Here is a 25,469-nt window from a genome sequence, read left to right on the forward strand (position 1 = left end):
CATGAAACACATCATGTCCGCCGCCCAGATTCCGGCTTTCCACCTGCGGTCGCGCAAAGGCGGCGCCGAGGAGAACATGGTGCTGGCGGGCATCTGGCGTCGCGCGTGGATGTCTGCCAACCGCGACGCCGCCCGCGTCGAGCCCATCGCCCACTGGCTGCACCGCGTGCACACCGAATTCGGCCCACCCGCCGAGGTGGTGGTGGCCGAGCGCGAAGGCCAGGTGCTGGCCTTCATGGTGCTGCTGGCGCGGCGCGAGTACGTGGCCCAGCTCTTCGTCGAGCCGCACCTGCGCAACCAGGGCCTGGGCAAGGCGCTGCTCGACGAGGCCTGCGTGCGCATTCCCCACGGCTGGCGGCTGCACGTCGCGGCCACCAACACATCGGCCCAGCGCTTCTACGAACGCTACGGGCTGGAGCGCGGCGCGACCGATTTCCACCCCACGAGCGGACGCGAACGCATCGCCTACCATTGGTCGCCTTCGCGCCCGCCGTGGCGCATCGGCTGAACATCCTTCATTCTTCGCCGCCCCATGCGCATCGACCACATCGCACTCTGGACCACCGATCTCGAACGCTGCAAGCGCTTCTACGTCGACTACTTCGGCGCCACCGCCGGCGCAGGCTACGTCAACCCGGCCAAGGGCTTCGCCTCGTGCTTCCTGAGCCTGGGCGACGGTGCGCGCATCGAGGCCATGACCACCAGCACGCTCGCGCCCGTGCCTGCCGAGCCTGGCGCGCAGCGCATGGGCTGGACGCACCTGGCGATCAGCGTAGGCTCCGACGCCGCCGTGGATGCGCTCACGCAGCGCCTGAAGGCCGACGGCTACCCGCTGCTCGACGGCCCGCGCCGCACCGGCGACGGCTACTACGAGAGCGTGGTGCTGGACCCGGACGGCAACCGCATCGAGATCACCGCCTGAACGCGCCGCGCGGCCATCTTTTCCAGGACTTCACCGTGCACTACCTGCTGATCTACGACACAGCCCCCGACTACCTCGAACGCCGCGGCGAGTTCCGCGACGCGCACCTGGCGCTCGCCTGGCAGGCCGTGGAGCGCGGCGAGCTGCTGCTCGGCGGCGCCACCGGCAATCCGCCCGACGGCGCGCTGCTGCTCTTCGAAGCCGACTCGCCCGACGTGCCCGCAGCATTCGCGAAGCTCGACCCGTACGTGCTCAACGGCATCGTCACCGGCTGGCAGGTGAAGGCCTGGAATACGGTGGTCGGCGCGCAGGCGTCGACACCGGTGCGGCCTGCAGCGAGCGTTGCGGGCGCTGCGCGATGAGCGAGTTCGTCCAAAGCCTGCACGAGGTCTTCGAGCGCCTGGGCCGCATCGAGACGAAGCGCATGTTCGGCGGCCACGGCGTGTGGCATGAGGGCCGCATGATCGCGCTGGTCGCTGGCGAGACGCTCTACCTCAAGTCCGACGCGGAAAGCGCCGCGCACTTCGACAGGCTGAACCTGCAACCCTTCACCTACATGCGTCAGGGCAAGGCGATGCCGATGTCCTACCGGCTCGCCCCGGCGGACCTCTTCGAGGACCGCGAGGAGGCCGCGCGCTGGGGCCGGCTCGCCTACGAGGCGGCGCTGCGCTCGGGCCAGCCGCCCAAGCCGAAGAAACCCAAAAAAGCGCCAGCTGCAAAGAAGGCGGCGGCCAAGAAAGCACCCGTGAAGAAGAAAAAGACGACGACGAAAGCAGCCTCCCGGTGAACGAGCGCCGCGCCAACCCCACGCTCCCGCCCCTGCTCGAGCGCGAACAGATCGCGCTGCTCGATCCCTTCGAAAGCCTGGCCACGGCGAACATCGTGGTCGTCTCCACCCTGCAGGAAGCCGAGCGCGCCGCCGCCACGCTGCTGGCGGCCGGCATCGCGGGCTTCGACACAGAATCGAAGCCCACCTTCGCGAAGAACGAGGTGTCGGGCGGGCCGCACGTGGTGCAGTTCGCCACGCGCGATGCGGCTTGGCTGTTCCAGTTGCACCGCACCGAGTGCAACCCGGTGGTGGCTGCGCTGATCGCCTCGACCGAGTTGCGCAAGGTCGGCTTCGGCCTGTCGGGCGACCTCACGCTGATCCGCAACCGGCTGAACATCGAGCCGAAGGCGGTGTTCGACATCGACGACGAATTCCGCCGCCGCGGCTACCGCAGGTCGGTGGGCGTGAAGGCGGCGGTGGCGCTGGTGTTCGGCCGCCGCTTCGTCAAGTCGCGCAAGGCGACCACCTCGAACTGGGCCAACCGGCAGCTCACCGAGGCGCAGATCCGCTACGCGGCGAATGACGCCTGGGCGTCGATCCGCGTGTACGACGCGCTCTTCGGCGGCGCCGGCTGAACTGAAGGGCTCAGTCGCGCCCGGCCTCGATGATGGCCTGGGCGAGCCGCTTGGGATTCGAGAAGAACATCTCATGGCTGCCCGGGCACTCCACCAGCCGGAACAGGCCCAGCCGCTCCGACAGGCGCGGATGCCATGGCAGGCCGTGCGGCATCGCGGTGTCCTGCTGGCAGTTGAGGTACGACTTGCCCAGCGCCAGCGCGGCCAGCGGCTGGCTCAGGCGGATCTTGTCCGTGAAGGTGCGATACGGATGGGGATTGAGCTTCTCGTAGGCGGCCTGCGCGGTCGCGAGGTCGGCGTCGTTGATGAAGGCCTCGCGCCAGATCTCGAAGGGCAGCGTCACCGCGTTGCCGTTGCCCGCGGCGACGGCGTCGAACATGGTCACGTAGTGCGGCGGCACCATGTCGTTGAGCGATTCGCCGTCCAGCGGCACGAAGGCGTTGATGTACACCAGCCGCTTGAGCCGGTGGGCGATGCGGTCGGCCACGCCGGAGATCACCATGCCGCCATAGCTGTGACCCACGAGGCGCACCTGCGTGAGGTCTTTCTCCTCGATGTAGCGCACTGCGGAGGCGATGGCGTCTTCCAGGCCGGTGCTGGAACGGTCGTCGCCGGGGTTGTTGCCCGCCAGCGTGGGGCAGTACACGGTGTGGCCGGCCGCGCGCACGCCGTCGGCCACGGCTTCGATCTCGGCGCCGGTGTGCCACGCGCCGTGGACCAGGACATAGGTATCGGACATGGGAAGTCTCTTTCGTTGTTTCGATGCAGAGGGACTTTAGGAACGGGGCGATGCCGCGAATGGCCGATGCCTGCCACGCGGATGGCCGGTTCGCGCCAGTTCAGCGCCTGCGCCGCAGTTCGCCGGGTGTGGCGCCCAGGTGCGCACGGCATTGGCGAACAAAGTGTGAAGCATCGGCCAGGCCCACGCGATACCCGATTTGGGCGATGCCCAGACGGTCGAAACGTGCATCGGCCAGCATGCGGCGCGCGGCTGCCATGCGGAAACCGGCGAGCGCGGCGGCGAAGGTGGTGGGCCCCTCCGCGCTGCCTTCGCCGGCAGCCAGGCAGCGGTGCAGGCTGCGTTCGCTGATGCCCAGCCCGCGCGCCACGCTCGCCGCGGTGAGCCCGCACTCGGCGTGCCGCTCGCGCGTGGCATCGAGCACGCGGCGGCGCAGCGCCGCCCTGCCCTTGTCCGGCGCATCCGCGGCGCCGCTTCCCGTGGCCAGGGCGAGCAGGCTGCCGAGCTGGTCGCTCAGCAGCTCGGCGGGCATAGGGGGCTTCGCCGCCAGCTCGGGCGTCAGCTGCCGCACGAAGCCGCTGAGCACGCCGCCCCAGCCCGAGTGCCCGTCGATGCGCCGCGCCACCTGGTCGCCGGCATCGGGAATCCAGGCATCGACCCAGGCAGTGGGCAGCTCGATCGAGATGGTGTCGGCCGACTGCAGCAGGTGGAATTCGTAGAGCCGGCGCGAATCGACCAGCACCGCGTCGCCCGGAAGCAGGCGCGCCGAGCGGCCGTCCTGCACCGCCACCCAGGCCGAGTCGGCCTTGCACAGCAGGTAGAAGTAGTTGTTGCGGCTGTGGGCGATGGCCCGGCGCGTGCGGTAGACGTCCTGCGCGCTGCCGCGCACCTGGTTGACCACGATGGGCCCCAGCGGCGCCGATTCGAGCGTGGCGCCGAAGCTGCCGGCCGCGGGGCTGGTCACGTCCATCTCCAGGAAGCCCTCGCAGACGGCGCCCACCCAGTAGTCGAGCCGCTGCGGGGGCGGCACGGCGTCGGTGGACCAGCGGTGGATGGCGTCGTGGCTCATGGGGGCATGAACATAGCCAAGGCGGACCCACTTGCCAATCGGGTTTAGACCACCTCCGACGCCCCACCGGGCGACACATCGGCACAATGGCCCTCGAATCAAACCGGTGCGCCGGGCGCCGCCCCGCATGCATACACACACGAAGGAAGGACAACACAGGCCATGAGCAACAAGCAAAGCGACTTCGGACTGATCGGCCTGGCCGTGATGGGCCAGAACCTCGTTCTGAACGTGGAAAGCCGCGGCTTCCAGGTCAGCGTCTACAACCGCACCGAGGCCACCACCGAGGCCTTCATCGCAGCCAACCCCGGCAAGAAGCTGGTCGGCGCGAAGACGCTGGAGGAGTTCGTCCAGAGCCTGGCCAAGCCCCGAAAGATCCAGATCATGGTGAAGGCCGGCGCGCCGGTCGACCAGGTGATTGAGCAGCTCATTCCCCTGCTGGACAAGGACGACATCGTCATCGACGGCGGCAACAGCCTCTACACCGACACCGAGCGCCGCGACGCCTACCTCGCATCCAAGGGCCTGCGCTTCATCGGCGCGGGCGTGTCGGGCGGCGAGGAAGGCGCGCGCAAGGGGCCTTCGATCATGCCGGGCGGGCCGCTTTCCACCTGGGAGGTGATGAAGCCGATCTTCGAGAGCATCTCGGCCAAGGTGGACGGCGAGCCCTGCGTGATTCACATCGGCCCCGGTGGCGCGGGCCACTACGTGAAGATGGTGCACAACGGCATCGAGTACGGCGACATGCAACTCATCTGCGAGGCCTACAGCCTGTTCAAGGCCGCCGGCTTCAGCACCGACGAGATGGCCGCCATCTTCAACGAATGGAACGAGGGCGAGCTGCAGAGCTACCTGATCCAGATCACCGCCAAGGCGCTGGAGCAGAAAGACCCGGAAACGGGCAAGCCGATCGTCGACGTGATCCTCGACAAGGCCGGCCAGAAGGGCACGGGCCAATGGACGCTGATCAACGCGGCCGAGAACGCGGTGGTCATCAGCACCATCAACGCCGCCGTGGAAGCGCGCGTGCTCTCCTCGCAGAAGAAGGCGCGCGTGGCCGCCAGCAAGCAGCTGCAGGGGCCGAAGATCGAACTCTCGGTGGAGAAGAAGGCGCTGGTGGCCAAGGTGCACGACGCGCTCTACGCCTCGAAGGTCATCAGCTACACGCAGGGCTTCGACCTCATCAAGACCATGGGCGACAAGAAGGGCTGGGGCCTCGACCTGGGCGGCATCGCGTCGATCTGGCGCGGCGGCTGCATCATCCGCGCGCGCTTCCTCAACCGCATCACCGACGCCTTCCGCACCGACCCCGCGCTGGCCAACCTGATGCTCGACCCGTTCTTCAAGGACCTGCTCAACCGCACGCAGCAGAACTGGCGCGAAGTGGTGGCGCTGGCGGTGAGCAACGGCATCCCGGTGCCGGCCTTCAGCGCATCGCTGGCCTACTACGACAGCTACCGCACCGAGCGCCTCCCAGCGAACCTGCTGCAGGCGCAGCGCGACTTCTTCGGCGCCCACACCTACGAGCGTGTGGACAAGCCCGAAGGCCAGTTCTTCCACACCGACTGGCCCGAAGTGATCGGCTGAAGATTGGCCCTGCACCGTGTGATGCCATGCCGGCCCTCGACTACCCCAGCCACCTGGTCGAGGACTGGCAACTGCCCGACGGCACCCCGGTGCGCATCCGCCCGATCCGCGCCGAAGATCTCGCGATGCACACCGCCTTCGTGAACGGCCTCTCGAAGGAAACCGGCTACCGGCGCCTGCTCTCGCCGCGAACGCCGCAGCCCGACGAGCTGTGGCGCATGACGCACATCGACTACGACCGGGAACTGGCGTTGATCGCGACCACGGCGATCGACGGCGCCGAACGGCAGATGGGCGTGGCGCGCTACGTGCGCGGCGACACGCCCGAAACAGTGCAGGTCGCCGAATTCGCCATCGTCATCGCCGGCGCCTGGCAGCACCACGGCCTGGCGTCCAGGCTCATGCGCAAGCTGATCGACGCCGCCAGGTCGGCTGGCGTGCAGCAGCTGGCCGACATCACCCTTTACGACAACACCGCCATGCTGGCGCTGGCGCGCAAGCTGGGCTTCAGCGTGCAGCGCGATCCGGGCAACCCGAACGTGACGCGGCTGCGGCTCGCGCTGGACCCGGCTGGCTGAGCTTCGGCCGGCCAGCGGCCGAACACCCCGCCATTCCGCCACCTTGAGCGCCCGGCCTCGGCCTGCCGCTGCACACCCGCACGCAGCCTTTTGGTAAAGCGCCACACCTCATTCGCAGGCGCCTGCAAACCTAAATCTACTTCCTTATGATGCAAAACCTTTTTCCGCCGGAAGCAGAGAGCCTTCGCCATGGTCCAGCTCGCGTTGCGTCGTCCGTACACCTTCATCGTCATGGCGATGCTGATCGTGCTGGCCACGCCCTTCGTGCTGGCGCGCATGGCGACCGACATCTTCCCGGAGATCAACATCCCGGTGGTCAGCGTCATCTGGAACTACACCGGCCTGCCGGCCCAGGAGATGGGCCAGCGCATCTCGGGCCAGGTGGAGCGCGGGCTGACCACCACGGTGAGCGACATCGAGCACATCGAATCGCAGTCGCTGGCGGGCGTGGCGATCATCAAGGTGTTCTTCCAGCCCACCGCCAACATCGAGATGGCCATCTCGCAGGTGGTGGCCTCGATGCAGGCGCAGGTGCGGCAGCTGCCGCCGGGCATCACGCCACCGCTGGTCATCAAGTACTCGGCCTCCAGCGTGCCGGTGATCCAGCTGGCGCTCTCCAGCCCCACCCGTTCTGAAAATTCTCTCTTCGACGCCACCGTCAACCAGCTGCGCCCGCAGCTCATCACGGTGCCAGGCGCTGCCATCCCCTTTCCCTACGGCGGCAAGAACCGGCTGATCTCGGTCGACCTCGACACCCAGGCGCTGCAGGCGCGCGGCCTCTCGCCGGCCGACGTGGTGAATGCGGTGAACACGCAGAACCTGATCCTGCCTTCGGGCACGGCCAAGTTCGGTGCCACCGAATACAACGTGCGCATGAACGGCTCGCCCGATGCCATCGCGGGCCTGAACGACCTGCCGATCCGCACGGTGAACGGCGCCACCACCTACCTGCGCGACGTGGCCTACGTGCGCGACGGCTTCTCGCCGCAGACCAACGTGGTGCGCCAGGACGGCGTGCGCGGCGTGCTGCTGTCGGTGCTGAAGAACGGCGGCGCCTCCACGCTGGACATCGTCTCCAACATCCGCGCGATGCTGCCCATCGCCGCCCAGACGATGCCGGAAGACATCAAGATCACCCCGCTGTTCGACCAGTCGGTGTTCGTGAAGGCGGCCGTCAAGGGCGTGGTGTTCGAGGCCATCCTGGCGGCCGCGCTCACTGCCGCGATGGTGCTGCTCTTCCTGGGCAACTGGCGCAGCACGCTGATCATCGGGCTGACGATTCCGCTGTCGATCCTTGCCTCGATCCTGGTGCTCTACGCGCTGGGCGAGACGCTCAACCTCATGACGCTTGGCGGCCTCGCGCTCTCGGTGGGCATTTTGGTCGACCAGGCGATCGTGACCATCGAGAACATCGAGCGGCACCTGCACATGGGCACGCCGCTGAAGGAGGCCATCGAGATCGGCGCGGGCGAGATCGGCTCGGCGGCCTTCGTCTCCACGCTGTGCATCTGCATCGTGTTCGTGCCGATGTTCTTCCTCTCGGGCGTGGCGCGCTTCCTGTTCGTGCCGCTGGCCGAGGCGGTGGTGTTCGCGATGATCGCGTCCTACCTGCTGTCGCGCACACTGGTGCCGACGCTGGTGATGCTGCTGATGGGCGGTTCGCATTCGGCGCAGACCGCTCAACAGGCCGAAGGCGCGAAGCAGAGCGCCCTGCAGCGCCTCTACCGCGCTTTCGACCGCCGCTTCGAGCGCGTGCGCCGCGCCTACACGCTGGTGCTGTCGGCGGTGCTTTCCAAGCGTGCCGGCTTCATCGGCCTCTTCCTCGGCTTCTGCCTGCTGTCCTGCCTGCTCTACCCCGTGCTGGGCCGTGACTTCTTCCCGACGGTGGATGCCGGCCAGATCCGCCTGCACCTGCGCGCGCCCACCGGCACGCGCATCGAGGAAACTGCCCGCCTCACCGACCGCGTCGAGGCCGCCATCCGCGAGCTGGTGCCGCCCGACCAGCTGGAGACCATCCTCGACAACCTGGGCGTGCCCAACAGCGGCATCAACCTCTCGTACAGCAACGCCGGCACCATCGGCACCTTCGACGGCGAGCTGCTGCTGTCGCTGAAGGAGGGCCACAAGCCCACCGAGCAGTTCGTGTCGCTGCTGCGCGCAGAGCTGCCCAAGCGCTTTCCGGGCACGGAGTTCTTCTTCCAGCCGGCCGACATCGTCACGCAGATCCTGAACTTCGGCCTGCCGGCGGCCATCGACGTGCAGTTCAGCGGCAACGACATGGCCGGCAACGCGGCGCGCGCGGCCGAGCTGACCAAGGCGATCCGCAAGATCCCCGGCGCGGTCGACGCCCACGTACACCAGCGCCTGGACGGCCCCGCGCTGAGCCTGCAGATGGACCGCACGCGGCTGCAGCAATACGGTCTCACAGCCTCCAACGTGGGGCAGAACGTGCTCATCGCGCTGTCGGGCAGCTCGCAGACGGCGCCCGCCTTCTGGCTGAATCCGGCCAACGGCGTGGTCTACAGCATCGCGGTGCAGTCGCCGCAGTACGTGGTCGACTCGCTGGATTCGCTGCTCAACATCCCGGTGGGCGCCAGCGGCACGCCGGCGGCGGCAGGCGGAGGCTCGCAGCAGCTGCTGGGCAACCTGGTCGACGCGCAGGCCGCGCGCCAGCCGGCCGTGATGTCGCGCTACAACATCGCGCCGGTGATCGACGTCTACGTGAGCGTGCAGGGCACCGACCTCGCCAGCGTGGCCTCGAAGGTGCAGAAGCTGGTCGACGAGATGCGGCCCACGTTGCCGCGCGGCAGCCGCGTCGAGATCCGCGGGCAGGTGCAGACGATGCAGTCGTCCTTCATCGGCCTGGGCGTGGGGCTGGCGATGGCCATCGTGCTGGTGTACCTGCTGATCGTGGTCACCTTCCAGTCGTGGCTGGACGCGGCCATCATCATCACGGCCCTGCCGGCCGCGCTTGCGGGCATCGCGTGGATGCTGTTCATCACCGGCACCACGCTGAGCGTGCCGGCGCTGACGGGCGCGATCATGACCATGGGCGTGGCCACGGCCAACTCCATCCTGCTGGTGTCGTTCGCGCGCGAGCGGCTGGCCGCGGGCATTCCGCCGCTGTCGGCCGCGCTGGAAGCGGGCGCCACCCGCATCCGCCCGGTGCTGATGACGGCGCTGGCGATGATCATCGGCATGATCCCGATGGCGCTGGGCCTCGGCGAAGGCGCCGAGCAGAACGCGCCGCTGGGCCGCGCGGTGATCGGCGGCCTGGTCTTCGCCACGGTGTCGACATTGTTTTTCGTGCCTGCCGTGTTCGCGGGAGTGCACAGTCGGCTTGCGCACCGCCGGGCGGCGCGCGAGGCCGCGCAGCACCAGCACCAACCGCCAGCGGGCACGGTCGCCCCCCAGGAGAACTGATTCCATGACGGAGCAACGCCATTCGGCATTGGCCATCCACCCCATCGCCGCCGAGGAAGGCGAGGGCGAATTGCTGCGCCGCCGGCAGATCGTGCGGCGCACACGCTGGCTGGTGCTGATCGTCCTGGTGCTGCTGGCGCTGGGCGCGGCGCGCACGGTGTTCGTGCGCATCGCCAACGCCCGCGCCCTGGAAGCCGGCACCGCCGAGCGCGCGAAGCAGTACGTGCAGACCGCCCTGCCCCGCGTGCCCACCGCGGGCCAGACGCTGTCGCTGCCCGGCACGCTGCAGGGCTTCGTGCAGTCGCCGATCTCGGCGCGCGCCAGCGGCTACCTCAAGCGCTGGACCAGGGACATCGGCAGCCGCGTCGAGAAGGGCGAGCTGCTCGCCGAGATCGAGACGCCCGAGATCGACCAGCAGCTCTCGCAGGCCGTGGCCGCGCGCGCGCAGGCCGCCTCGGGGCTGGAGCTGGCGCGCAGCACCGCAGAGCGCTGGGAGGCGCTGCGCAAGAAGGACGTGGTTTCGCAGCAGGACCTGGACGAGCGCCGCAGTGCCGTCGCGCAGGCCACCTCCAACGTGGCTGCGGCCGATGCCAACGTGCAGCGGCTCAAGCAGACCGAGGGCTTCAAGCGCGTGTTGGCGCCCTTCGCGGGCGTGATCACGCGGCGCAACGTGGACGTGGGCGACCTGATCGACGCGGGTGCGGGCGGCGGCGCCGGGCGCGCGCTCTTCATGCTGGCGCAGACCGATCCGCTGCGCGTGTACGTCAACGTGCCGCAGGCCTACGCGCAGCTGGTGAAGGCCGGCCAGCCGGTGGTGGTGACGCAGGCCGAGCTGCGCGGCCAGAGCTTCAAGGGCGAGGTGGCGCGCACCTCGGGCGCCATCGACACGACCACGCGGATGATGCAGGTCGAGGTCTCGCTGCCCAACAAGGACGGCGCCCTGCTGCCCGGCGCCTATGTGCAGGTGTCGCTGCCGCTGGCCGCGAGCCGCACGCTCACCGTGCCGGCGAACGCGCTGCTGTTCCGCGCAGAGGGCACGCGCATCGCGGTGGTCGATGCGCAGGGCCGCGTCGCCCTGCGTGCGGTGACGCTGGGGCGCAACTACGGCGAGAACGTGGAAGTGATCGACGGGCTCCAGGGCAGCGACCGCATGGTGCTGAACCCGTCGGACTCGCTGGCCGATGGCGACATCGTGGCCGTCGCGCCCGAACAGCCTCCCGCCAAGGCGGCGCCTGCCGGGACAAAGAAGGATCCGGCGTGAAGTTCCTTCGACTGCCCTGCGCGGCCGCGCTGCTGGCACTCGCAGCCGGCTGCGCCGTCGGCCCCGACTACAGGACGCCCGACACACCCCTGCCCGTCAGCTGGAAGCTCGAGGAGCCCTGGCGCCTGAGCACGCCCAGCGACGGCGCCGACAAGGGCTCCTGGTGGAAGCGCTTCGACGACGCCACGCTCGACACGCTGCAGGCGCAGGCCCTGGCCGGCAGCCCCACGCTGGCCATCGCCAACGCGCGGCTGGCGCAGGCGCGCGCCACGCTGGCGGCCACGTCGGCAAGCCGGTATCCGCAACTGGGCCTCGGCGCGCGCGCCTCGCGCCTGAAGATCTCGGCCAACCGGCCGCTCACCAACTACGCCACCGCCAATTCGTCGACGGTGCAGAACGACTTCGCCGTCTCGCTGAACGCGAGCTACGAGATCGACCTCGCGGGCCGCGTGCAGCGCACCGTCGAGGGCGCGGCCGCCTCCGCCGAGCAGTCGGCCGCCGACCTCGCCAACACCCGGCTGCTGCTGAGCGCCGAGCTCGCCAGCAACTACTTCAACCTGCGCTCCACGGATATCGAGCTCGACGTGCTCTCGCGCTCGATCGGCCTGCAGCGCCGCGCACTGGAGCTGGTCACGGCGCGCCACGACCTGGGCGCGGTGTCGGGCCTCGACGTGGCGCAGCAGCAGGCGCTGCTCGAAACCACGCTCACGCAGGTCGACGTGCTGAAGAAGCAGCGCTCGCAGTACGAGCACGCATTGGCCACGCTCACCGGCACGCCGGCGCCCAACTTCTCGCTGCCGGTCGACCTGCGCGAGATCCGGCCGCCCGCGGTGCCGCTGGGCGTGCCGTCCGAGATCCTGCAGCGCCGCCCCGACGTGGCCTCCGCCGAACGCGCGATGGCCGCGGCCAACGCGCAGATCGGCGTGGCGACGGCCGCCTTCTATCCGAGCTTCGTCATCTCGCCCACCGTGGGTGTGGACAGCCGCCTGATCGAGACGCTCTTCAACGGCCCCAGCCTGCTGTGGTCGGTGGGCGTGTCGGCCACGCAGGTGCTGTTCGACGGCGGTCGCATCCGCGCGAACGTCGACTTCGCGAAGGCCGGCTACGACGCCACCGTCGGCAACTACCGCCGCACCGTGCTGACGGCGATGCAGGAAGTGGAAGACGGCATCACCGGACTCTCGGCGCTCGACAGCGCCACCACCCAGGCACAGTCGGCCGTGACGGCGGCTCGGCGCGTGCTCGACATGGCGACCAGCCGCTACGAAGGCGGTGCGTCGACGTATCTCGACGTGATCACCGCTCAGCAGTCGCTGCTGACGGTGGAACGCCAGGCCGCGCAGTTGCAGGGGCAGCGGCTGCTGACATCGGTGTTCCTCGTGAAGGCGCTGGGAGGAGACTGGTGCGGCGCCGATGTGTCCGGTGCGCCCGCGAACTGCCTCGCGCCCGGCGCCGACCGCACCGCCAAGGCCGACTGATCGTCGCCGGCCGGCGTTTCAGCCGGCGGGCATCCCCGGAGAAGCCGGACTCCAGTCCGGGCTGGCGGCAAGCTTCTCCATCGCCATCTCGACGAAGGCCGAGACCGCGTGCGGAATGTGATGGCGGCTGGCGTAGATCACGCTCAGCCCGCGTCCGGCGCGCCTGTACTGCGGCAGCACGCGCACCAGCCGGCCGGCGGCCAGGTCGGAAGCCACCACGATCGAGGGCAGCGCCGCGATGCCCAGGCCGGCGCACGCGGCCTTGCGCCGCACGTCCTCCATGTTGCTCACGAAGCGGCCGCACACGTGCACGTCGTGCTCCACGCCTTCGGCGTCCTGCAGGAGCCAGGTCGACAGTCGGCCCGTGTCCGGCGGCGGCGTCACGCAATGGTGTTCGCCGAGTTCATCCAGGCTGGCGGGCTGGCCGTGCGCAGCCACGTAGCCGGGGCTCGCGAAGAGGCCGCCGTAGCTGGCGAATATCCGGCGCTTCGCATCGCTCGCATCCCGCAGCGGACCACCGCGGAAAGCCACGTCGATGCGCTCCGCGACGAGGTCGGCCACCGCGTCGCTGAGGACGAAGTCGAGCCGCACGCGCGGATTCGCCGACAGAAAGGCGGACACCCACTCCATCGGGAAGAAATCGAAGAAATTGGCCGGCGCGGCCACGCGCACCGGGCCGCTCGGCTCCTGGCCGCCCGCGAGCTGCAGCTTTCCGGCACCCATGAGCTCCTCGACCGCGGGCAGGCAGCGCTCCAGAAAAGCCTGCCCGGCGCTCGTCAGCGCCAGCTTGCGGGTCGAGCGCTGCAGCAAGCGGGTGCCCCAGGTGCGCCTCCAGCTGCCGCACTCGCCGGCTCAGGGTCGCGGAGGGCATGCGCAGGTGTCTCGCGGCTTCGGCAAAACTGCCCAGCCGCGCCACCTGCACGAACATGGCGACTTCGTTGAGATCCAGCACCGGGAACTGCCTGCCTGTGCTTTTTCAGAAGTCCATCAGCTTGTCGACTTCCATCGTCTTGCGGCGTGCCAGCGCGAGGTTGGCGCGCTGCTTGTCGAGCACCACGTATAGGAAGAGCCCCTCCTTCGCGGCCGAGGGCCGGAGGATGTGGTACTGCTTGCCGAGCGTGATGAGCATGTCCTCGATCACGTCGCTCAGGCCCAGCGCGCGCATGGTCTTGAGCTTGGCGCGCACCACTTCCGTGTTGCCGGCCGCGGCGATCTCCATGTCCACGCCCGACCCCACGCTGCCGAGGATCATGCCGCTGCCGGCGTCGACGACGGCCGCGCACATGGCGCCGTCGATGGTGAGGATGTCTTCGAGCGTCTGCTTGATGGAAGCCAAGTTTTTCTCCAGTGGAACAGTTGAAAGTTGAAGTTGCTGCGTACAGGAATGCACCCGCGCCACGCAGCCGCGCGCGGGAAGATCGGTGGTCATGCCTCGGCGAGGGTCCTGGCGAGTTGTGCGGCGCGGTAGGCCACCATCGCGGGCACGGCGCTGTCGCGCGCCAGGACGTTGATGACGAGTTCCGCGTCGCGGCGATGCACGCTGTGGAACACCGCGAAGCCCGAGTCCGTGAGCACCATCACGCTCTCGCGGCGGCCGAGGCGGGCCTCCTGCGAGACCACGTCGCCGATCGCCACGATGGAGCTGCCCATGGCGGCCACGCGCGCCGGGTCTGCATCGCCGGCGGAGGCGGAGGCCACGTCGAAGCCGTCCGCGGTGGCGACCACCGCCGCCGTCACGCCGGTCAGTTCCTCGACGAGCTTGCGCACTTCGCGCTGCGCGTGCGCCGTGGCTGTCCTGGAAAGGCCGTGTCTTGAATTCACTCTTTGTCTCCCCGCATGTCGGCTTCGAGTTGCATGAGCAGCGTGTCGATCAGCAGGAGCACGTCGTTCCTGCGGCGCACGTCCACTTCGAGAATGGGAAACACCCGGCCGGTGGATGCAAGCCGGTCGGCATAGTCGTCGAGGGTGGGCACGGGGTGGGACTGCATCCGTCCCACGCCCACGACGCAGGGCAGCGTCCGAAGGTGCTCGGCGAAGCCGTCCAGGTAGACGCACAGGTCGGCCAGCGGATCGCTCCGCGAGTTGTCCATCAGCACGATCAGGCCCAGCGCGTTCCTCGCGAGGATCTTCCAGAGAAAGTCGAAGCGGGTCTGCCCGGGCGTGCCGAACAGGCGGACGATGTCGCCGTTGTCCAGCGTGAGCTGGCCGAAGTCCAGGCCCACCGTCGTGCGGGCCTTGTCGATGGACGCGTCGGAATTGCGCACGTCGGTCACGACGGGCGCGATCTCGCTCACGAGGCCGATGGCCGTCGTCTTGCCGGCACCCACGGTACCCGTGACGAGGATCTTGTATTCCCTCATGGCACGCGCAGGCCCAGCCGGCGGCGGATGCCGTTGATGAAGCTGCGCGCGAAATCGCCGCTGCCCCCCGTCTTGTCGCTTCGGGGCATGACGGGCGGCAGGGCCTGTGCCACGTGCAGCTCCAGCACGCCGGCCTTGCGCAGTTCGAGCAGGAAGGCCACGCACTGGGAAAAAGGAAGCTGGCTGATGTCCGACAGCTCGGTCGCGTTCAATGCGCGGCGCGACAGCAGGCTCGCCATGCGGATGTTGTCGAGGTCGTTGCGAAGCAGCAGGGTCGGCGGCCAGCGGCGCAACATGAAGTACTCCGCGTCGGACACCTCGACTTCCAGCGCCGTCTGCTCGTGCGGCATGAGGCCGCCGGGCTGCGCCTCGCGCAGCGCCTGTTCGATGCTGCAAAGCCACTGCTGCAGCCTGTCGGCACGGATCGGCCGCTCCATGGTGCCGGGCTGCCCGCCCGTGTTCATGCGCGTGAGCCTGAGCACCGCGGCGGCCATGCTGCCGACCACGCCGGGATATTCATGTTCCGCCGAAGAGTTGTCGACCAGCAGCGCGTCGTAAGGCGGCGCATCGACCAGCTGCCAGGCGAAGCCGGGCTGGCTCGCCGAGAGCCGGACGATCGTCCGGACCAGGACGACCTCGGCCATCGGCAGTTTGTAGACACCGAGCCTCAGCACGACAAGCTCCCTTCCGCCATGCCCGTGTCAGTTCATCGCCGGAACTTCGCGCCAGTTCAGCAGGCGCAATGAGATGCCGCTCGCCAGGTCCGCGTCGACCTTCTTCGTGTCGCCCTTGGTGGTTCCGGCAATGATGCGGGTGGTGCCGTCCACGCTGACGAAGCGCAGATCGATGACCGAGCTCGAGACGCTCACGAACCCGGTGCTTGCCGGCAGCAGCACCGACCTGCCCGTGCCGTAGTTGACGGCATAGACCCTGCTCTGTCCCGAGGGGCTGCAGGCGTCGCCCGCCGTCAGCAGGCTCGAGAAACCCACGATCCCGTTGAATGCGACCGGGTTGATCACCATGCGCCATCCGACGGCACCGGTGGTGCCAAGGTCGAAATACCAGCCCTTGGATGTGTTCGACAGGGTGATGCCCGCCGTCACGTCGGTCACCTGTGTGAGTTGGCTGCGCGTGATGGGAGTGCTCACGGCGTTGAAGGCTCCCGCAGTGCCGTCGAGGATGGCGTAGAAGGTCTGTGCCGCAGTCGAACTCACGTCGGACGAGTCGAGCAGCCTGCCGGTGCCCAGCAGCACGAAGCGCTTGCGCGAGACGGGGTGGATCTCGATCAGCGGCGCGGTGGTGACGGGCTGCGCGTTGGTGGACGCGTCGGTCAGCGTGGCCAGCAGGGTCGGCGCCGGATAAGAACCGGTGCTGCCCTTGTCAGCGGTGAGGTCGAAGCGCCAGAGCTGGCCGTCCAGGTCGCCCGCGTACACCGAGTCGGTCGTGTTGTCGCCGAAGTCCGCGACGTAGGCCGAGGCCTGCGTCAGCCCGTTTGACGACGTCGGCGTGGCGATCTTCTCGAGCAGCGCGCCGGTCTTCGGATTGACGAGGTACAGGTAGCCCTTGCCGTCGCTGTTACCGTAGCCCGAAGTGAGCATCACGACCCAGCCGTACTTCTTCGTCTTCACGACGACGGGGGCGCCGTAGCTGTAGCCCATGGTGGTGTCGGTGAACTCCCACTTCACCTGGCCCACGACGGCGGCCTCCGTGCCCATGCTGGCGGGGTCGGTCACGTCGATCGCGTAGTAGCTCTTGCCGCCCTTGCCGAGGCCGCCGATCAGCAGTGTGTGCCAGTCGGCCCCGGTGCCGTTGCTCTTGGTGATGAACGCGCCCCCGGCGCTGCCGAAGTCGATGTCGAAGGCCAGCGGCGTCGCGTCGACGTAGTAGTGATGGGCGTAGCCCGGATTGCCGAGCTGCGCCAGCCCGTCGACCTGCGGCGTGCCATTCGGTCCCTGGAACAAGGCGCTCGGCATGTAGGCGAACTGCTCCGTGCCTGCCGTGCTTCCGGTGAGCGCGCCGTTGAAGGCGTGCAGCATGCCGTCGTTGGCGCCCACGTAGACCATGGTGGGGCGCGCATTCCACTTCGTCTTGAATGCAGCGTAGCCCGGGTTGCTGTTCTCCGCGTAGATCGAACTCGGCGGCCCCACGGGCGTCACCTTGGCGTTGACGATGTCGCCCAGCAGCAGGGTGCGGCTGCGCAGCGCCTTGGTGCTGCCGGCGGCGGTCGAGGTGCTTTCGTTCGTGCGGTCGCCACGCAGGTAGTTGAGATAGTCGGCGGCGGTGTTGCTCTTGGCGTAGGAAGGCGTCAGCGCAGCCAGTTGGGCCGCGCTCAGGCCGTCGGCGCGGAACGCGACGCCCTTGCTGCCGTCCCACGTGGCGACGCGGCGTGCGGTGTCCCAGCCGCCGCTGGCCAACTGCGCCTCCAGCGTAGTGCTGCTCGTCCATGCGGTGGCGGTGGACGGTGTTCCGTCGCTGGCGAAGCTGATGGTGCTGGCCGTGAGCACACCGGTCCAGCCCTTGGAGTCGTACTGCGAGGCGTAGGACGCACTGCCCGTGGAAGAGACCTGAGCGCTGGAGAGCGAGAACGACGTGGTGAAGGCCTGGATGGCATTCGCGATGTCGATGAACGCGGCCTTCAGCCCGCTGACCATCTGCCCCGCGTTGCCGGCCAGGAAGTAGTTGTCAGGCCGCAGGCGGGTGCTGCCGTTCATGTTGATGCTGTCGCCCGACGTGTTCCACCAACTCTGCGTGAGCGGCGTCTTGGTATTGGCGGGGTCGTAGTTGGAAGGCACGCTGAAGCCGCCGTACTTGGCCGCAAGGTAGTACGGGTTCAGGTTCTCCGCCCGCTGGTATTCCATGACGTCCATCCAGTAGGTGGAGATGTTCTGGACTCCAGTGAGATCGGGCCGGATGTCGTTGACGTGCACGCCGTAGGCCAGGCCCGCGATGTAGTAGGTCGAATCCGTGCCGCCGGTGCGCCACCATGGGGTGGTGGTCGAGAAGCCCTCGAGCGTCTGCAGGTTCTTCGTCCAGGTATCGGCCTTGTTGAACGTGTCCGCCGTGACGGCCGAGGGTGCGGCACGCCCGCTCATGGTGACGGAGCTGCCGCCGACGTTGTAGTCGTAGTGCGTGTGGTCGTCGCCGATGCCCAGGATGAAGTTCTTCTGGCACGAGTAGGCAATGGGGTCCTTGCCGCTCCAGTCGATCACCGCAGGAAAGCCGTCGAGCTTCGCGTCTCTACCCGCCGCGCCCGTGGCCACCGAATTGGTCCACTCGGGCACGTTGCCTAGGTTCTCGAAGTAACGCACCGCCGCGTAGTAGAGCTCGCTGACGTTGTCGTACGTCATGTAGGTCTTGGCGGCCTGCCCGAACTTGTTCAGGTAGTTCATCACCCCGCTCTGAGAGACGCCGCTCGCCGTGGCGGAATCCGTGTCGGGGTTGGTGTTCATGATGCCGGTGGTGGCATCCCATTCGCCCCGGGTGTTGGTGATGACCGAGGTGGAAAGCGGCTGCGGATAGGTCGGTCCGATGAAGCCCATCGGCGCGCGCATCACGCCGCCCTGCTGCGTGTTGCCGCCAGCGTTCAGGTAGGAGAAGGCACCGTAGCGAATCTTGTTGGCGTTCTGCTGCAGCAGGCCTTCGGGCTTGTAGTTGGTTCCGTACTTGACGCAGTTGGCCTCCACGCCACCGGCCGCATCGGACGAGTCGCAGACCTTCACGCGCACGTAGACCCGGTAGACCGACTTCGCGCCGTTTTTCTTGTTTGCGGAGTCGAGGTCGCTCAGGTCCGTGGCCGAGCCGGTGGAATCCCCCGTACCGGTGAATGCCATCGCGTTGCCACGGGACCAGATGCTGGAGTTGAAGTTGCTCCACTTGTCGAATGGCGTAACGGAGGAAACCAGGCTTTGCGGCAGCTTGTGCCCTCCGTTCTGGTCCGTTCCCCGCAAGGGGAAGTTGCCCAGGCCGCCCTGGGCGGAGCCCCATGCCTTCTCGAGGATCGTCAGGCTCGTGGTGTCGACGCTGCGGTAACCGCCCGAAAGCGCCCAGCGGAACGGGTCGATGGTCTGCATCGTGGCCCAGTTCATGAAGTTGCCGCTCCACTGGCCCGAGCAGCTGTGCTTGTTGGTGCCGGTCGACGCGCCCGCGGGCTGGAAGTAGCTGTCGGACGCGGGATTGGTCGACACGGCCGGCGCGACGTACTGGTACGTGTAGCACTTCTTCGGATCGAAGTAGCCCAGATACTCGGTGGCATCGGCGTAGTCGCCGAGGTTGGCCACGCTGATGGCGGTGGGGTACTCGACCGAAAGTGCCAGCGCGAGGTTGCCCGGCACGTCCGACGTGGCGAACACCGGCTGGTCGGCCAGCTTGGTGGCCGCCGCGGCGGTCATGCAATGCAGCAACAGCAATCCGAGAACGGCTGTTGAAACGGGAAGCGGCGAGCGACGAAGAACGCGTGTCATGGCGATGCGGTGCTTTCTCAGTCCGGCTTGGTGAAGGTCGATTGCAGGAACACTTGCGTGTCGCGCGGGCCGCTGACCCGCATGCTCAGCCGGTAGACGGTGGCCGTAGGTGGAGGCGGAGGCGGCACGGGGCCCGCGGTGCCGCCACTCGGTGCGGCGGAGGATTGCACGCAGCCTGTGCTGGTAGCCGTGCCGCTTGCAGCACATAGGCGGTCGATCACGTAGCGGATGCTCACCTGCGCGGTGCTGTCCACGATGTCGTTGGCGACCTTGCCCACAGTGGCGAAAGCCGTGTCGTCGAAGAGCACGGTGGGCATGCCCTGCGCGTTGGTGTCCAGCCTGCTCGCCTTGAAGTTCTCGGCCGGCATGTCGGCAGTGGCGGTCGCGAGCGTGCCGCCGGTGGCGAACTTGGCGAGCACCGCGGACACGGCCCGCTCTCCCTGGTTCACGAGGTCGCGCCTGAAAGCCAGGTTGCCGGCGGAGGTCAGCGACGTATGCATGGACCGCACCACGGCGACGCCGCCGGCCAACAGGATCACGAGGACGATGAGGCAGAACAGCAGGACGACGCCGCGCTCCCGCTTCGCCGTCCTCCGCAGCATGGGCAACTTCGTCTTCATGGCAGCAGGAGCATGTTTCGCAGCGGGACGGTGAAGTCGATGACGCGGTAGCGGTAGAGCGTGTCGTCCGCCCCCTTCAGGCTGACGGTCTGCGCCAGCGACTTCTTCGAAGCATCCACGGCATCGCCGAAGAGGGTGAGCGAGTCGGCCGACACGGCGTCCCGCTCCTTGCTCGCGCTGCGCATGACCAGCGCGACGCGGACCGCCACGATCTGGCGCAGCGTGGCGGTCGTCGTCATGACGGTGGAAATGTCGTAGCCCGTCGCGCCCGGGTCGGCCCAGGCGTCGAGGATGCCGTCGCCGTTGGTGTCGAGGCCGTACAGGGCGCGCATCTGGATCACGCCGTCGGCCAGCGCCTGCGAGGTGGTGGTTCCTCCGACCTGCAGCAGGTCGTATCCGTAGAGCGTGCTGTTGTCGCCCACGCCGAAGAGCTGGACCTGCACGTTGCCGTTCGCGGGGTTGCCCAGCGGCGTGACGTAGGTCGAGGTGCTGGCTGCGAGCGTCTCCAGCGAGATGGTCTTGCCTGCGGTGTAGTAGGTGCCGCCCACGGTCAGCACCTTGGCCGATGTGCCCGTCACCTGCTCGAGCAGGCAGTCGGCGGTGCCGTTCTGGCTCACCAGCACGAGGTCACCGGCGGAGATGCCGACGGTGTTGTCCATCGAGAGCGTGTTCGCGCTGCCAGGGTCGGTCAGGCCGCGCGGCACACCGCCGGCGACTGCGTCGCCGCCCATGACGACCAGCACGTCGGAGCCTGCGTCGGACTGGCTCTTGCCGATGAGCACGGGTGCGACACGCAGGTTGGAGGGCTTGCCGGCCAGGAAGCTCTTCTTGAAGGGCGCCGGGAACGCGCTTGTCGACGGCAGCATGGACGCCACGTTGAGCCTGCAGCCGAACACGCCCCGGTCGGTCGGCTGCGTGGACTGGATCAGGCTCGAGCCGGCGCTGCGCACCGCGCGGTCGAGCAGGTAGGCGGCGTAGGCGCCGGCCTGGTCCATGTCATTGGTGGAGGTGGTGGTGCGCCTCTTTCCTTCCCCGACCGTGATGACGCTGGTGACAGCCAGCGTCACGATCAGCCCGATGACCATGGCCACGAGCAGTTCGATCAGCGAAAGGCCTCGCTGCCGCGATGGCAGCGCCGTGGAGAAAGCGCCCCTCATGGCAGCGTCACCTGCGTGGAGAAGGTGCTGCCGTCGGAATCCGTTCGGGAAGGCGCCTTCCAGGCGATCACGATCGTCGCGCTGTTGGTGCCGACCGGGGTCACGGTGACGGAGCCGTTCGGCAATCCGCCATTCGCCTGGTCGGCCACCCGCTTCTGCCATGCCGAGCCCGCACTGGTGTCCACGGAGACCGACTTGCCCAGCCACATCGCGCTGGCGATGTCGCTGGCCAGCAACGCGGCGCGGTTGCGATCCTCCGCATCGGTCGACAGCGAAATGGCGCGCGCCTGCAGACCGACGAGGCCGAGCACGCCGAACGAGAAGATCAGGATGGAAACCAGCACTTCGAGGAGGGCGAAGCCCGGCTGCCGAGAGGCGCCACAGGAGGAGCGCCGGAGAATCGGAAGTCTTTTCTTCATGGGCAGCCGTCGGGAGAGTCGGCCAGCTTGCGGGCCGGATCGCACATGCGGACCTGTCCTCCCAGGGCGACCAGCACACGCAGCGGACGATCGGCTCCCGGGGACAAGGTGACGTCATAGGTCTGCAGCGCCGAGGTCGCATCGCAGCTGGCGCCATTCACGTCGGTGTCGGTGTTCGTGACGATGCGCCCCAGGGCGTTGAAGCAGACGGCCGCGGGGCCGGTGATCTGCACGCCGGACGCGACGTCGGAGAGCACGCCGGCCTGCACGAACGCGCTCTTCGCGTCCAGGCTGGACTTGGACACGTTGATCGACCAGCCGCTGCCGTTGGCCACGGCCGTAAGACTGGTCTGCGGCGCCGGGCTGTTGGTCAGCGAAAACACCACCGGCCGGCTGCGTCGCAGCGCCTCGGCCTGCGCGAAGCGCAGTCCGTTCTGCAGCGAATCGCTCACGGTGCGGACCTTGTTGTTGTTGATCCAGGTGGAGAACGAAGGCATGGCCAACATCGCAAGGACGCTCAGCAGCACGATCGTCACCATCAGTTCGATGAGGGTGAAGCCCGCCGGTGCATGGCGCGCGCGACCTTCTCTCATGCCGGGCACGCCTGGCCTCGTCGCGTCACCCAGGCGGTCTTGCAGCCGGTCCATCCCGACACGCCGGTGATCGTCGTCGACTGCACACCGAGCTGGTCGATCGTGAAGGTGAAGCCGGCCGTCGGGCCGCTGCCCACGGCCTGCAGCGTGTAGGTCGTCGATGTCGCCGCGGGGCTCGCGGCGCAGGACAGCGTGAAGTAGCCGGCGACGTTGGTCTTGCTGCAGGGAGGCACGAAGCTGCCGGTCTTGAGATAGCTGCGGTTGTCCTGGTAGAAGCGCTCCATGTCCGCTCGCAGGGCGGCCAGGCCATTGGTGCCATCGACGAGTTGGCCCCGCAGCACGTAGTCGCGGTAGCTGGGCAGCGCGAGCGCCGCGAGGATGGCAACGATGGCCACCGTGACCATGACCTCGATCAGCGTGAAGCCGGCGGCGCGGCGCATCCGCCGCCCGCCTCCCGATTGCTTCGCCGCGCTCATGGACCGTGTCCGCATCTGCTTCCCTTTCCCCTGTCCAAGAAAATCCATCCATTCCGGAAAGTGCGGAAAAAGATGAAAATGAATGAACTGGTCCAGCACTGAAGCTCGCCCAATTCGAAGCAATCCAGCCGCCGTTCTCCGCGACACCAAATTGGATTGCCGATACACGTGCCCGCAACGGACCGCTTGTGACAATTGTTTACGAACTTTGTGGCTTTCTACTAGCGTCCAAAATGAGATTCAGCTGCTCAACTTTCGATGCAATCGGCACGGCAAGGCTCCAACGACGCGCACCAAAATAATGCCGGCCGCCCCAATATGGCTCACCTTTGCAGGGCGATGAATTAAGAAACCAATTTCTTGGTCAATTGGAGAAAGAATTGCTACCCGCTGAGCTCACGGCGTCGACGCGCCTGACGACGGCGTCCACTCCCGCAGACTGAGCTTTTCCACCGCCATGTCGACGAAGGCCGAGACGGCCAGAGGCCGCTGCTGGCGGCTGGGATAGACCACGCTCAGCCCGCGTCCCGCGCGCATATACCCGGGCAACACAGGCACCAGCCGGCCCGCGGCCACATCCGCCGCTGTCAGGATCGTCGGCAACGCGACGATGCCCAGCCCAGCGCATGCGGCCTCGCGCAGCGCCACCTGCACGTTGCTGGTGAAGCGTCCGCGCACGCGCACTTCCTCCTCCACTCCGTCGGGGCCCTGCAGGCGCCATACGGCGAAGTTGCCGGTGTCGGGCGGCTGCGTCACGCATTCGTGTTCGCCCAGTTCGCGCAGATCGGCGGGCGCACCGCGTGCTGCCAGGTAGGCCGGACTGGCAAGAAGCCCGCCATAGCTCGCGAATATCCTGCGCGCCACGTAACTCGAATCTTCCAGCGGGCCGATACGAAACGCGACGTCGATGCGGTCGGCAATGAGATCGGCCGGAAGGTCGCTGAGCACGAAATCGACCTGCACCAGCGGATGCGCGGCGAGGAACGCCGAGACCCATGTCATGTCGAAGTACTCGAAGAAGCTCGCCGAGGCCGCCACCCGTATCGCGCCACTAGGCTCCTGACTGCCAGAGACGTGCGACTGCCCGGCCTCGATCAATTCCTCGACCGCCGGACCGCACCGTTCGTGGAAGGCCTGGCCCGCGCTGGTCAGCGTGAGCTTGCGGGTCGAGCGCTGCATCAGCCGGGTGCCCAGGCGCGTCTCGAGTTGCTGGATGCGGCGGCTCACGGTGGCCGACGGCATGCGCAGGTGCCTCGCCGCCTCGGCAAAGCTGCCCAGACGCGCCACTTGCACGAACATCGCGACTTCGTTCAGATCGAGCACGGAATCCTTTCCTGATTGATTGAATGAATGGCTGCAATGCATTTGCCGCCTTATCAATTCATTGATTGCTATCGATTGATCACCAATTTGCAATCACTCCATTCAAAAGAATGAGATAAACACTCTATTGCCAGAGAAAAAAAATCGAAGTCAAACTGAGCAGCAGCTGACTTAATGGAATTGACGGGAAGCTGGATAAACAATCCGCAAACCACCTTGCCGTTGCGGCAATATCCATCCTTGTGATTGTTTATAAATATTAACAAGTAATTAACCTAATCCATTACCCACCGCCGCGGTGGGTCGGTCTTCTTTCCCTGTATTCGCCCGGATTCCCATGCAAGTTTTCACCGATACCCAGGCACTGCGCGCCCCGCGCTCCCTGGACGACCTGCTCCTGTACCGCCTCCACCGTGCCATGCGCCCGGGCAGCGGCATGGCGACGCGCCTCGTCGAAGGCGGCTTCGGCATCACGCACCGCGAGTGGGGAATGATCGGCATGCTCGCGCAGATCGGCGAGATCACCTCCTCGGCATTTGCCGAGCGCCTGCAGCTCGACCGCGTGCGCACCTCGCGCGGCCTGCGCAGCCTGGCCGAGAAGAAGCTGGTGGAGCGCAGGCGCGATGCCGACGACGGCCGCGAGGTGCACGTGCGGCTGAGCGCCGCGGGCCGGGAGATGTGCGATTCGGTGTTTCCTCGGATCGCGCGCCTCAACATGGACCTGCTCGAAGTCATCGACGAAGAGCACCTCGACGTCTTCCTCATGTGCCTGCACCGGCTCGAGCTGCGAGGCAAGGAACTGAGCGCGCTGGGCGCGGTGCCCGAGAAGGCCGACCGGCGCTCGGGCGGCACCCGCCACAGGTGGCCGGGCCGCAGCGCCTGAGCGGGCCCGAAGCGCGATCGTTCGGAGATCGTCGGAAATTTGACAGTTCCGGCGCTGCCCGGTGCCTACCATCCGGCACCACATGAACACCGACACCGAAGACGACCGCCCTTTCCGTCGCACCCGCCACACCCGCCGCACCCGGCGCGCCCTGCTGACCGGCGCCGCGCTGCTCGCGGGCGCGGCGGCCGCGGGTGCCGGCTACGTCCTCACCCACCCCGACCAGCCCATCGCCATGGCCGATTTCTCCGACCTTCCCCGCGCCATGCGCACTCTCGAACGCCTGCGGACCACGCCGCTGCGCACCCGCTCCGGCTGGGACCTGGCGCAGGTGCTGCACCACAGCGCGCAGAGCATCGAGTACTCGCTGGACGGCTTTCCGCAGCTCAAGCCCGCGTGGTTCCGAGCCTCTCTGGGCAGCATGGCGTTCGCGGTGTTCTCGGCGCGCGGGAAGATGAGCCACGGGCTCGAAGAGCCCATCCCCGGCGCACCGGCGATCGCCTCGGGCCAGCCCCTCGACGCGGCCGTGGAGCACCTGATGAGCGCACTGGGCCGCTTCGAGCGGCACGGCCTGGCGCTCGCGCCGCACTTCGCCTACGGCGCGCTGAGCAAGCCGGAGTACACCCGGGCGCATCTCATGCACCTGGCGAATCACTGGGAGCTGGTGGACGCCGGCTGACCCGTGCCGGCGCGCAGCAACCGCCCACGCAAGGGGCG

General features: G+C 67.7%; 25 protein-coding genes and 1 pseudogene. 12 read left to right on the plus strand and 14 right to left on the minus strand.

Features of this window, described 5'->3' with window-relative positions:
* Positions 1-13: 13 nt before the first annotated feature.
* From ACHMXA_RS23690 to ACHMXA_RS23710, 5 genes are read left to right on the plus strand one after another with little or no spacing between them, the layout of a single operon-like run.
* Positions 14-508: a GNAT family N-acetyltransferase gene (locus ACHMXA_RS23690; RefSeq protein ID WP_395316512.1), complete on the plus strand. Its 495-nt coding sequence runs from the start codon at positions 14-16 to the stop codon at positions 506-508.
* Positions 509-532: 24 nt separating this feature from the next.
* Positions 533-922 carry a VOC family protein gene (locus ACHMXA_RS23695; protein WP_132751723.1) on the plus strand — a complete coding sequence of 130 codons (390 nt, stop codon included), beginning with the start codon at positions 533-535 and terminating at the stop codon, positions 920-922.
* A 35-nt stretch (positions 923-957) separates the two neighbouring features.
* Positions 958-1,284, plus strand: coding sequence for a YciI-like protein (locus ACHMXA_RS23700; protein WP_395316513.1), 327 nt, complete (start codon positions 958-960; stop codon positions 1,282-1,284).
* Complete coding sequence (locus ACHMXA_RS23705; protein ID WP_176667155.1) at positions 1,281-1,709, plus strand: TfoX/Sxy family protein; 429 nt, start codon at positions 1,281-1,283, stop codon at positions 1,707-1,709. The genes ACHMXA_RS23700 and ACHMXA_RS23705 overlap by 4 nt, the downstream gene beginning before the upstream one ends.
* Positions 1,706-2,326: a 3'-5' exonuclease gene (locus ACHMXA_RS23710; RefSeq protein ID WP_395316514.1), complete on the plus strand. Its 621-nt coding sequence runs from the start codon at positions 1,706-1,708 to the stop codon at positions 2,324-2,326. Before ACHMXA_RS23705 ends, ACHMXA_RS23710 begins: the two co-directional genes overlap by 4 nt.
* A 10-nt stretch (positions 2,327-2,336) precedes the next feature.
* Here ACHMXA_RS23710 and ACHMXA_RS23715 read toward each other — a convergent pair whose 3' ends face one another.
* Positions 2,337-3,065 (minus strand): alpha/beta fold hydrolase, encoded by a 729-nt coding sequence (locus ACHMXA_RS23715; protein ID WP_176667157.1) that lies wholly within the window; start codon positions 3,063-3,065, stop codon positions 2,337-2,339.
* 100 nt (positions 3,066-3,165) lie between these two features.
* Positions 3,166-4,134: a helix-turn-helix domain-containing protein gene (locus ACHMXA_RS23720; RefSeq protein ID WP_395316515.1), complete on the minus strand. Its 969-nt coding sequence runs from the start codon at positions 4,132-4,134 to the stop codon at positions 3,166-3,168.
* 162 nt (positions 4,135-4,296) lie between these two features.
* Between ACHMXA_RS23720 and gnd the strand changes: the two genes are divergently transcribed.
* The 5 genes from gnd to ACHMXA_RS23745 all read left to right on the plus strand — a co-directional run bounded on the left by gnd (position 4,297) and on the right by ACHMXA_RS23745 (position 12,461).
* Positions 4,297-5,721 carry a decarboxylating NADP(+)-dependent phosphogluconate dehydrogenase gene (gnd, locus tag ACHMXA_RS23725; protein WP_395316516.1) on the plus strand — a complete coding sequence of 475 codons (1,425 nt, stop codon included), beginning with the start codon at positions 4,297-4,299 and terminating at the stop codon, positions 5,719-5,721.
* 26 nt (positions 5,722-5,747) lie between these two features.
* Positions 5,748-6,299 (plus strand): GNAT family N-acetyltransferase, encoded by a 552-nt coding sequence (locus ACHMXA_RS23730; protein WP_395316517.1) that lies wholly within the window; start codon positions 5,748-5,750, stop codon positions 6,297-6,299.
* Positions 6,300-6,488: 189 nt separating this feature from the next.
* On the plus strand, positions 6,489-9,722 hold the full coding sequence (locus ACHMXA_RS23735) for an efflux RND transporter permease subunit (RefSeq protein WP_395316518.1): 3,234 nt from the start codon (positions 6,489-6,491) through the stop codon (positions 9,720-9,722).
* Positions 9,723-9,726: 4 nt separating this feature from the next.
* Positions 9,727-10,983, plus strand: coding sequence for an efflux RND transporter periplasmic adaptor subunit (locus tag ACHMXA_RS23740; RefSeq protein ID WP_395316519.1), 1,257 nt, complete (start codon positions 9,727-9,729; stop codon positions 10,981-10,983).
* A complete protein-coding gene (locus ACHMXA_RS23745) occupies positions 10,980-12,461 on the plus strand; it encodes an efflux transporter outer membrane subunit (RefSeq protein ID WP_395316520.1) in 1,482 nt (493 codons plus the stop codon). Before ACHMXA_RS23740 ends, ACHMXA_RS23745 begins: the two co-directional genes overlap by 4 nt.
* A gap of 18 nt (positions 12,462-12,479) precedes the next feature.
* Here the strand turns inward: ACHMXA_RS23745 and ACHMXA_RS23750 are convergent.
* The 12 genes and pseudogenes from ACHMXA_RS23750 to ACHMXA_RS23805 form a co-directional block, all read right to left on the minus strand.
* A pseudogene (locus ACHMXA_RS23750) lies at positions 12,480-13,413 on the minus strand (LysR family transcriptional regulator).
* Positions 13,414-13,437: 24 nt separating this feature from the next.
* Positions 13,438-13,797, minus strand: a complete 360-nt coding sequence (locus ACHMXA_RS23755) for a hypothetical protein (protein WP_395316521.1) — start codon at positions 13,795-13,797, stop codon at positions 13,438-13,440.
* Between the two features lie 89 nt (positions 13,798-13,886).
* Positions 13,887-14,282 carry a roadblock/LC7 domain-containing protein gene (locus ACHMXA_RS23760; RefSeq protein ID WP_176667166.1) on the minus strand — a complete coding sequence of 132 codons (396 nt, stop codon included), beginning with the start codon at positions 14,280-14,282 and terminating at the stop codon, positions 13,887-13,889.
* Entirely contained in the window at positions 14,279-14,821 is a 543-nt protein-coding gene (locus ACHMXA_RS23765) for a GTP-binding protein (RefSeq protein WP_395316522.1), read from the minus strand. Before ACHMXA_RS23765 ends, ACHMXA_RS23760 begins: the two co-directional genes overlap by 4 nt.
* Positions 14,818-15,495, minus strand: coding sequence for a hypothetical protein (locus ACHMXA_RS23770; RefSeq protein ID WP_395316523.1), 678 nt, complete (start codon positions 15,493-15,495; stop codon positions 14,818-14,820). Before ACHMXA_RS23770 ends, ACHMXA_RS23765 begins: the two co-directional genes overlap by 4 nt.
* A 27-nt stretch (positions 15,496-15,522) precedes the next feature.
* Positions 15,523-19,281, minus strand: coding sequence for a pilus assembly protein (locus ACHMXA_RS23775; RefSeq protein WP_395316524.1), 3,759 nt, complete (start codon positions 19,279-19,281; stop codon positions 15,523-15,525).
* A 17-nt stretch (positions 19,282-19,298) separates the two neighbouring features.
* A complete protein-coding gene (locus ACHMXA_RS23780; RefSeq protein ID WP_395316525.1) occupies positions 19,299-19,901 on the minus strand; it encodes a hypothetical protein in 603 nt (200 codons plus the stop codon).
* The gene (locus ACHMXA_RS23785; RefSeq protein WP_395316526.1) at positions 19,898-21,058 is read right to left on the minus strand and encodes a PilW family protein; all 1,161 of its coding nucleotides are present in this window, start codon (positions 21,056-21,058) and stop codon (positions 19,898-19,900) included. The genes ACHMXA_RS23780 and ACHMXA_RS23785 overlap by 4 nt, the downstream gene beginning before the upstream one ends.
* Positions 21,055-21,402 carry a fimbrial assembly protein gene (locus ACHMXA_RS23790; RefSeq protein ID WP_395316527.1) on the minus strand — a complete coding sequence of 116 codons (348 nt, stop codon included), beginning with the start codon at positions 21,400-21,402 and terminating at the stop codon, positions 21,055-21,057. Before ACHMXA_RS23790 ends, ACHMXA_RS23785 begins: the two co-directional genes overlap by 4 nt.
* A gap of 71 nt (positions 21,403-21,473) precedes the next feature.
* Complete coding sequence (locus tag ACHMXA_RS23795; RefSeq protein ID WP_395316528.1) at positions 21,474-22,070, minus strand: Tfp pilus assembly protein FimT/FimU; 597 nt, start codon at positions 22,068-22,070, stop codon at positions 21,474-21,476.
* On the minus strand, positions 22,067-22,510 hold the full coding sequence (locus ACHMXA_RS23800) for a type IV pilin protein (RefSeq protein ID WP_395316529.1): 444 nt from the start codon (positions 22,508-22,510) through the stop codon (positions 22,067-22,069). Before ACHMXA_RS23800 ends, ACHMXA_RS23795 begins: the two co-directional genes overlap by 4 nt.
* A 432-nt stretch (positions 22,511-22,942) precedes the next feature.
* Complete coding sequence (locus tag ACHMXA_RS23805) at positions 22,943-23,869, minus strand: LysR substrate-binding domain-containing protein (protein ID WP_395316530.1); 927 nt, start codon at positions 23,867-23,869, stop codon at positions 22,943-22,945.
* 337 nt (positions 23,870-24,206) lie between these two features.
* On the opposite strand from ACHMXA_RS23805, the gene ACHMXA_RS23810 reads away from it, so the two are divergent.
* Both ACHMXA_RS23810 and ACHMXA_RS23815 read left to right on the plus strand, forming a co-directional pair.
* Positions 24,207-24,752, plus strand: coding sequence for a MarR family winged helix-turn-helix transcriptional regulator (locus ACHMXA_RS23810; RefSeq protein ID WP_395316531.1), 546 nt, complete (start codon positions 24,207-24,209; stop codon positions 24,750-24,752).
* Between the two features lie 82 nt (positions 24,753-24,834).
* On the plus strand, positions 24,835-25,431 hold the full coding sequence (locus ACHMXA_RS23815) for a DUF1569 domain-containing protein (protein ID WP_395316532.1): 597 nt from the start codon (positions 24,835-24,837) through the stop codon (positions 25,429-25,431).
* The last annotated feature ends 38 nt before the right edge of the window (positions 25,432-25,469 follow it).

The organism is Variovorax sp. UC74_104, from assembly GCF_044055375.1.
In the GTDB taxonomy this organism is placed as follows: domain Bacteria; phylum Pseudomonadota; class Gammaproteobacteria; order Burkholderiales; family Burkholderiaceae_C; genus Variovorax.

Excerpts from the sequence above, each read along its gene's own strand:
- ACHMXA_RS23690 (WP_395316512.1), top strand. The coding sequence starts at position 14 with ATGTCCGCCGCCCAGATTCCGGCTTTCCACCTGCGGTCGCGCAAAGGC.
- ACHMXA_RS23695 (WP_132751723.1), top strand. The coding sequence starts at position 533 with ATGCGCATCGACCACATCGCACTCTGGACCACCGATCTCGAACGCTGC.
- ACHMXA_RS23705 (WP_176667155.1), top strand. The coding sequence starts at position 1,281 with ATGAGCGAGTTCGTCCAAAGCCTGCACGAGGTCTTCGAGCGCCTGGGC.
- ACHMXA_RS23715 (WP_176667157.1), bottom strand. The coding sequence starts at position 3,065 with ATGTCCGATACCTATGTCCTGGTCCACGGCGCGTGGCACACCGGCGCC.
- ACHMXA_RS23720 (WP_395316515.1), bottom strand. The coding sequence starts at position 4,134 with ATGAGCCACGACGCCATCCACCGCTGGTCCACCGACGCCGTGCCGCCC.
- gnd (WP_395316516.1), top strand. The coding sequence starts at position 4,297 with ATGAGCAACAAGCAAAGCGACTTCGGACTGATCGGCCTGGCCGTGATG.
- ACHMXA_RS23730 (WP_395316517.1), top strand. The coding sequence starts at position 5,748 with ATGCCGGCCCTCGACTACCCCAGCCACCTGGTCGAGGACTGGCAACTG.
- ACHMXA_RS23735 (WP_395316518.1), top strand. The coding sequence starts at position 6,489 with ATGGTCCAGCTCGCGTTGCGTCGTCCGTACACCTTCATCGTCATGGCG.
- ACHMXA_RS23740 (WP_395316519.1), top strand. The coding sequence starts at position 9,727 with ATGACGGAGCAACGCCATTCGGCATTGGCCATCCACCCCATCGCCGCC.
- ACHMXA_RS23765 (WP_395316522.1), bottom strand. The coding sequence starts at position 14,821 with ATGAGGGAATACAAGATCCTCGTCACGGGTACCGTGGGTGCCGGCAAG.
- ACHMXA_RS23775 (WP_395316524.1), bottom strand. The coding sequence starts at position 19,281 with ATGACACGCGTTCTTCGTCGCTCGCCGCTTCCCGTTTCAACAGCCGTT.
- ACHMXA_RS23780 (WP_395316525.1), bottom strand. The coding sequence starts at position 19,901 with ATGAAGACGAAGTTGCCCATGCTGCGGAGGACGGCGAAGCGGGAGCGC.
- ACHMXA_RS23785 (WP_395316526.1), bottom strand. The coding sequence starts at position 21,058 with ATGAGGGGCGCTTTCTCCACGGCGCTGCCATCGCGGCAGCGAGGCCTT.
- ACHMXA_RS23795 (WP_395316528.1), bottom strand. The coding sequence starts at position 22,070 with ATGAGAGAAGGTCGCGCGCGCCATGCACCGGCGGGCTTCACCCTCATC.
- ACHMXA_RS23800 (WP_395316529.1), bottom strand. The coding sequence starts at position 22,510 with ATGCGCCGCGCCGCCGGCTTCACGCTGATCGAGGTCATGGTCACGGTG.
- ACHMXA_RS23810 (WP_395316531.1), top strand. The coding sequence starts at position 24,207 with ATGCAAGTTTTCACCGATACCCAGGCACTGCGCGCCCCGCGCTCCCTG.
- ACHMXA_RS23815 (WP_395316532.1), top strand. The coding sequence starts at position 24,835 with ATGAACACCGACACCGAAGACGACCGCCCTTTCCGTCGCACCCGCCAC.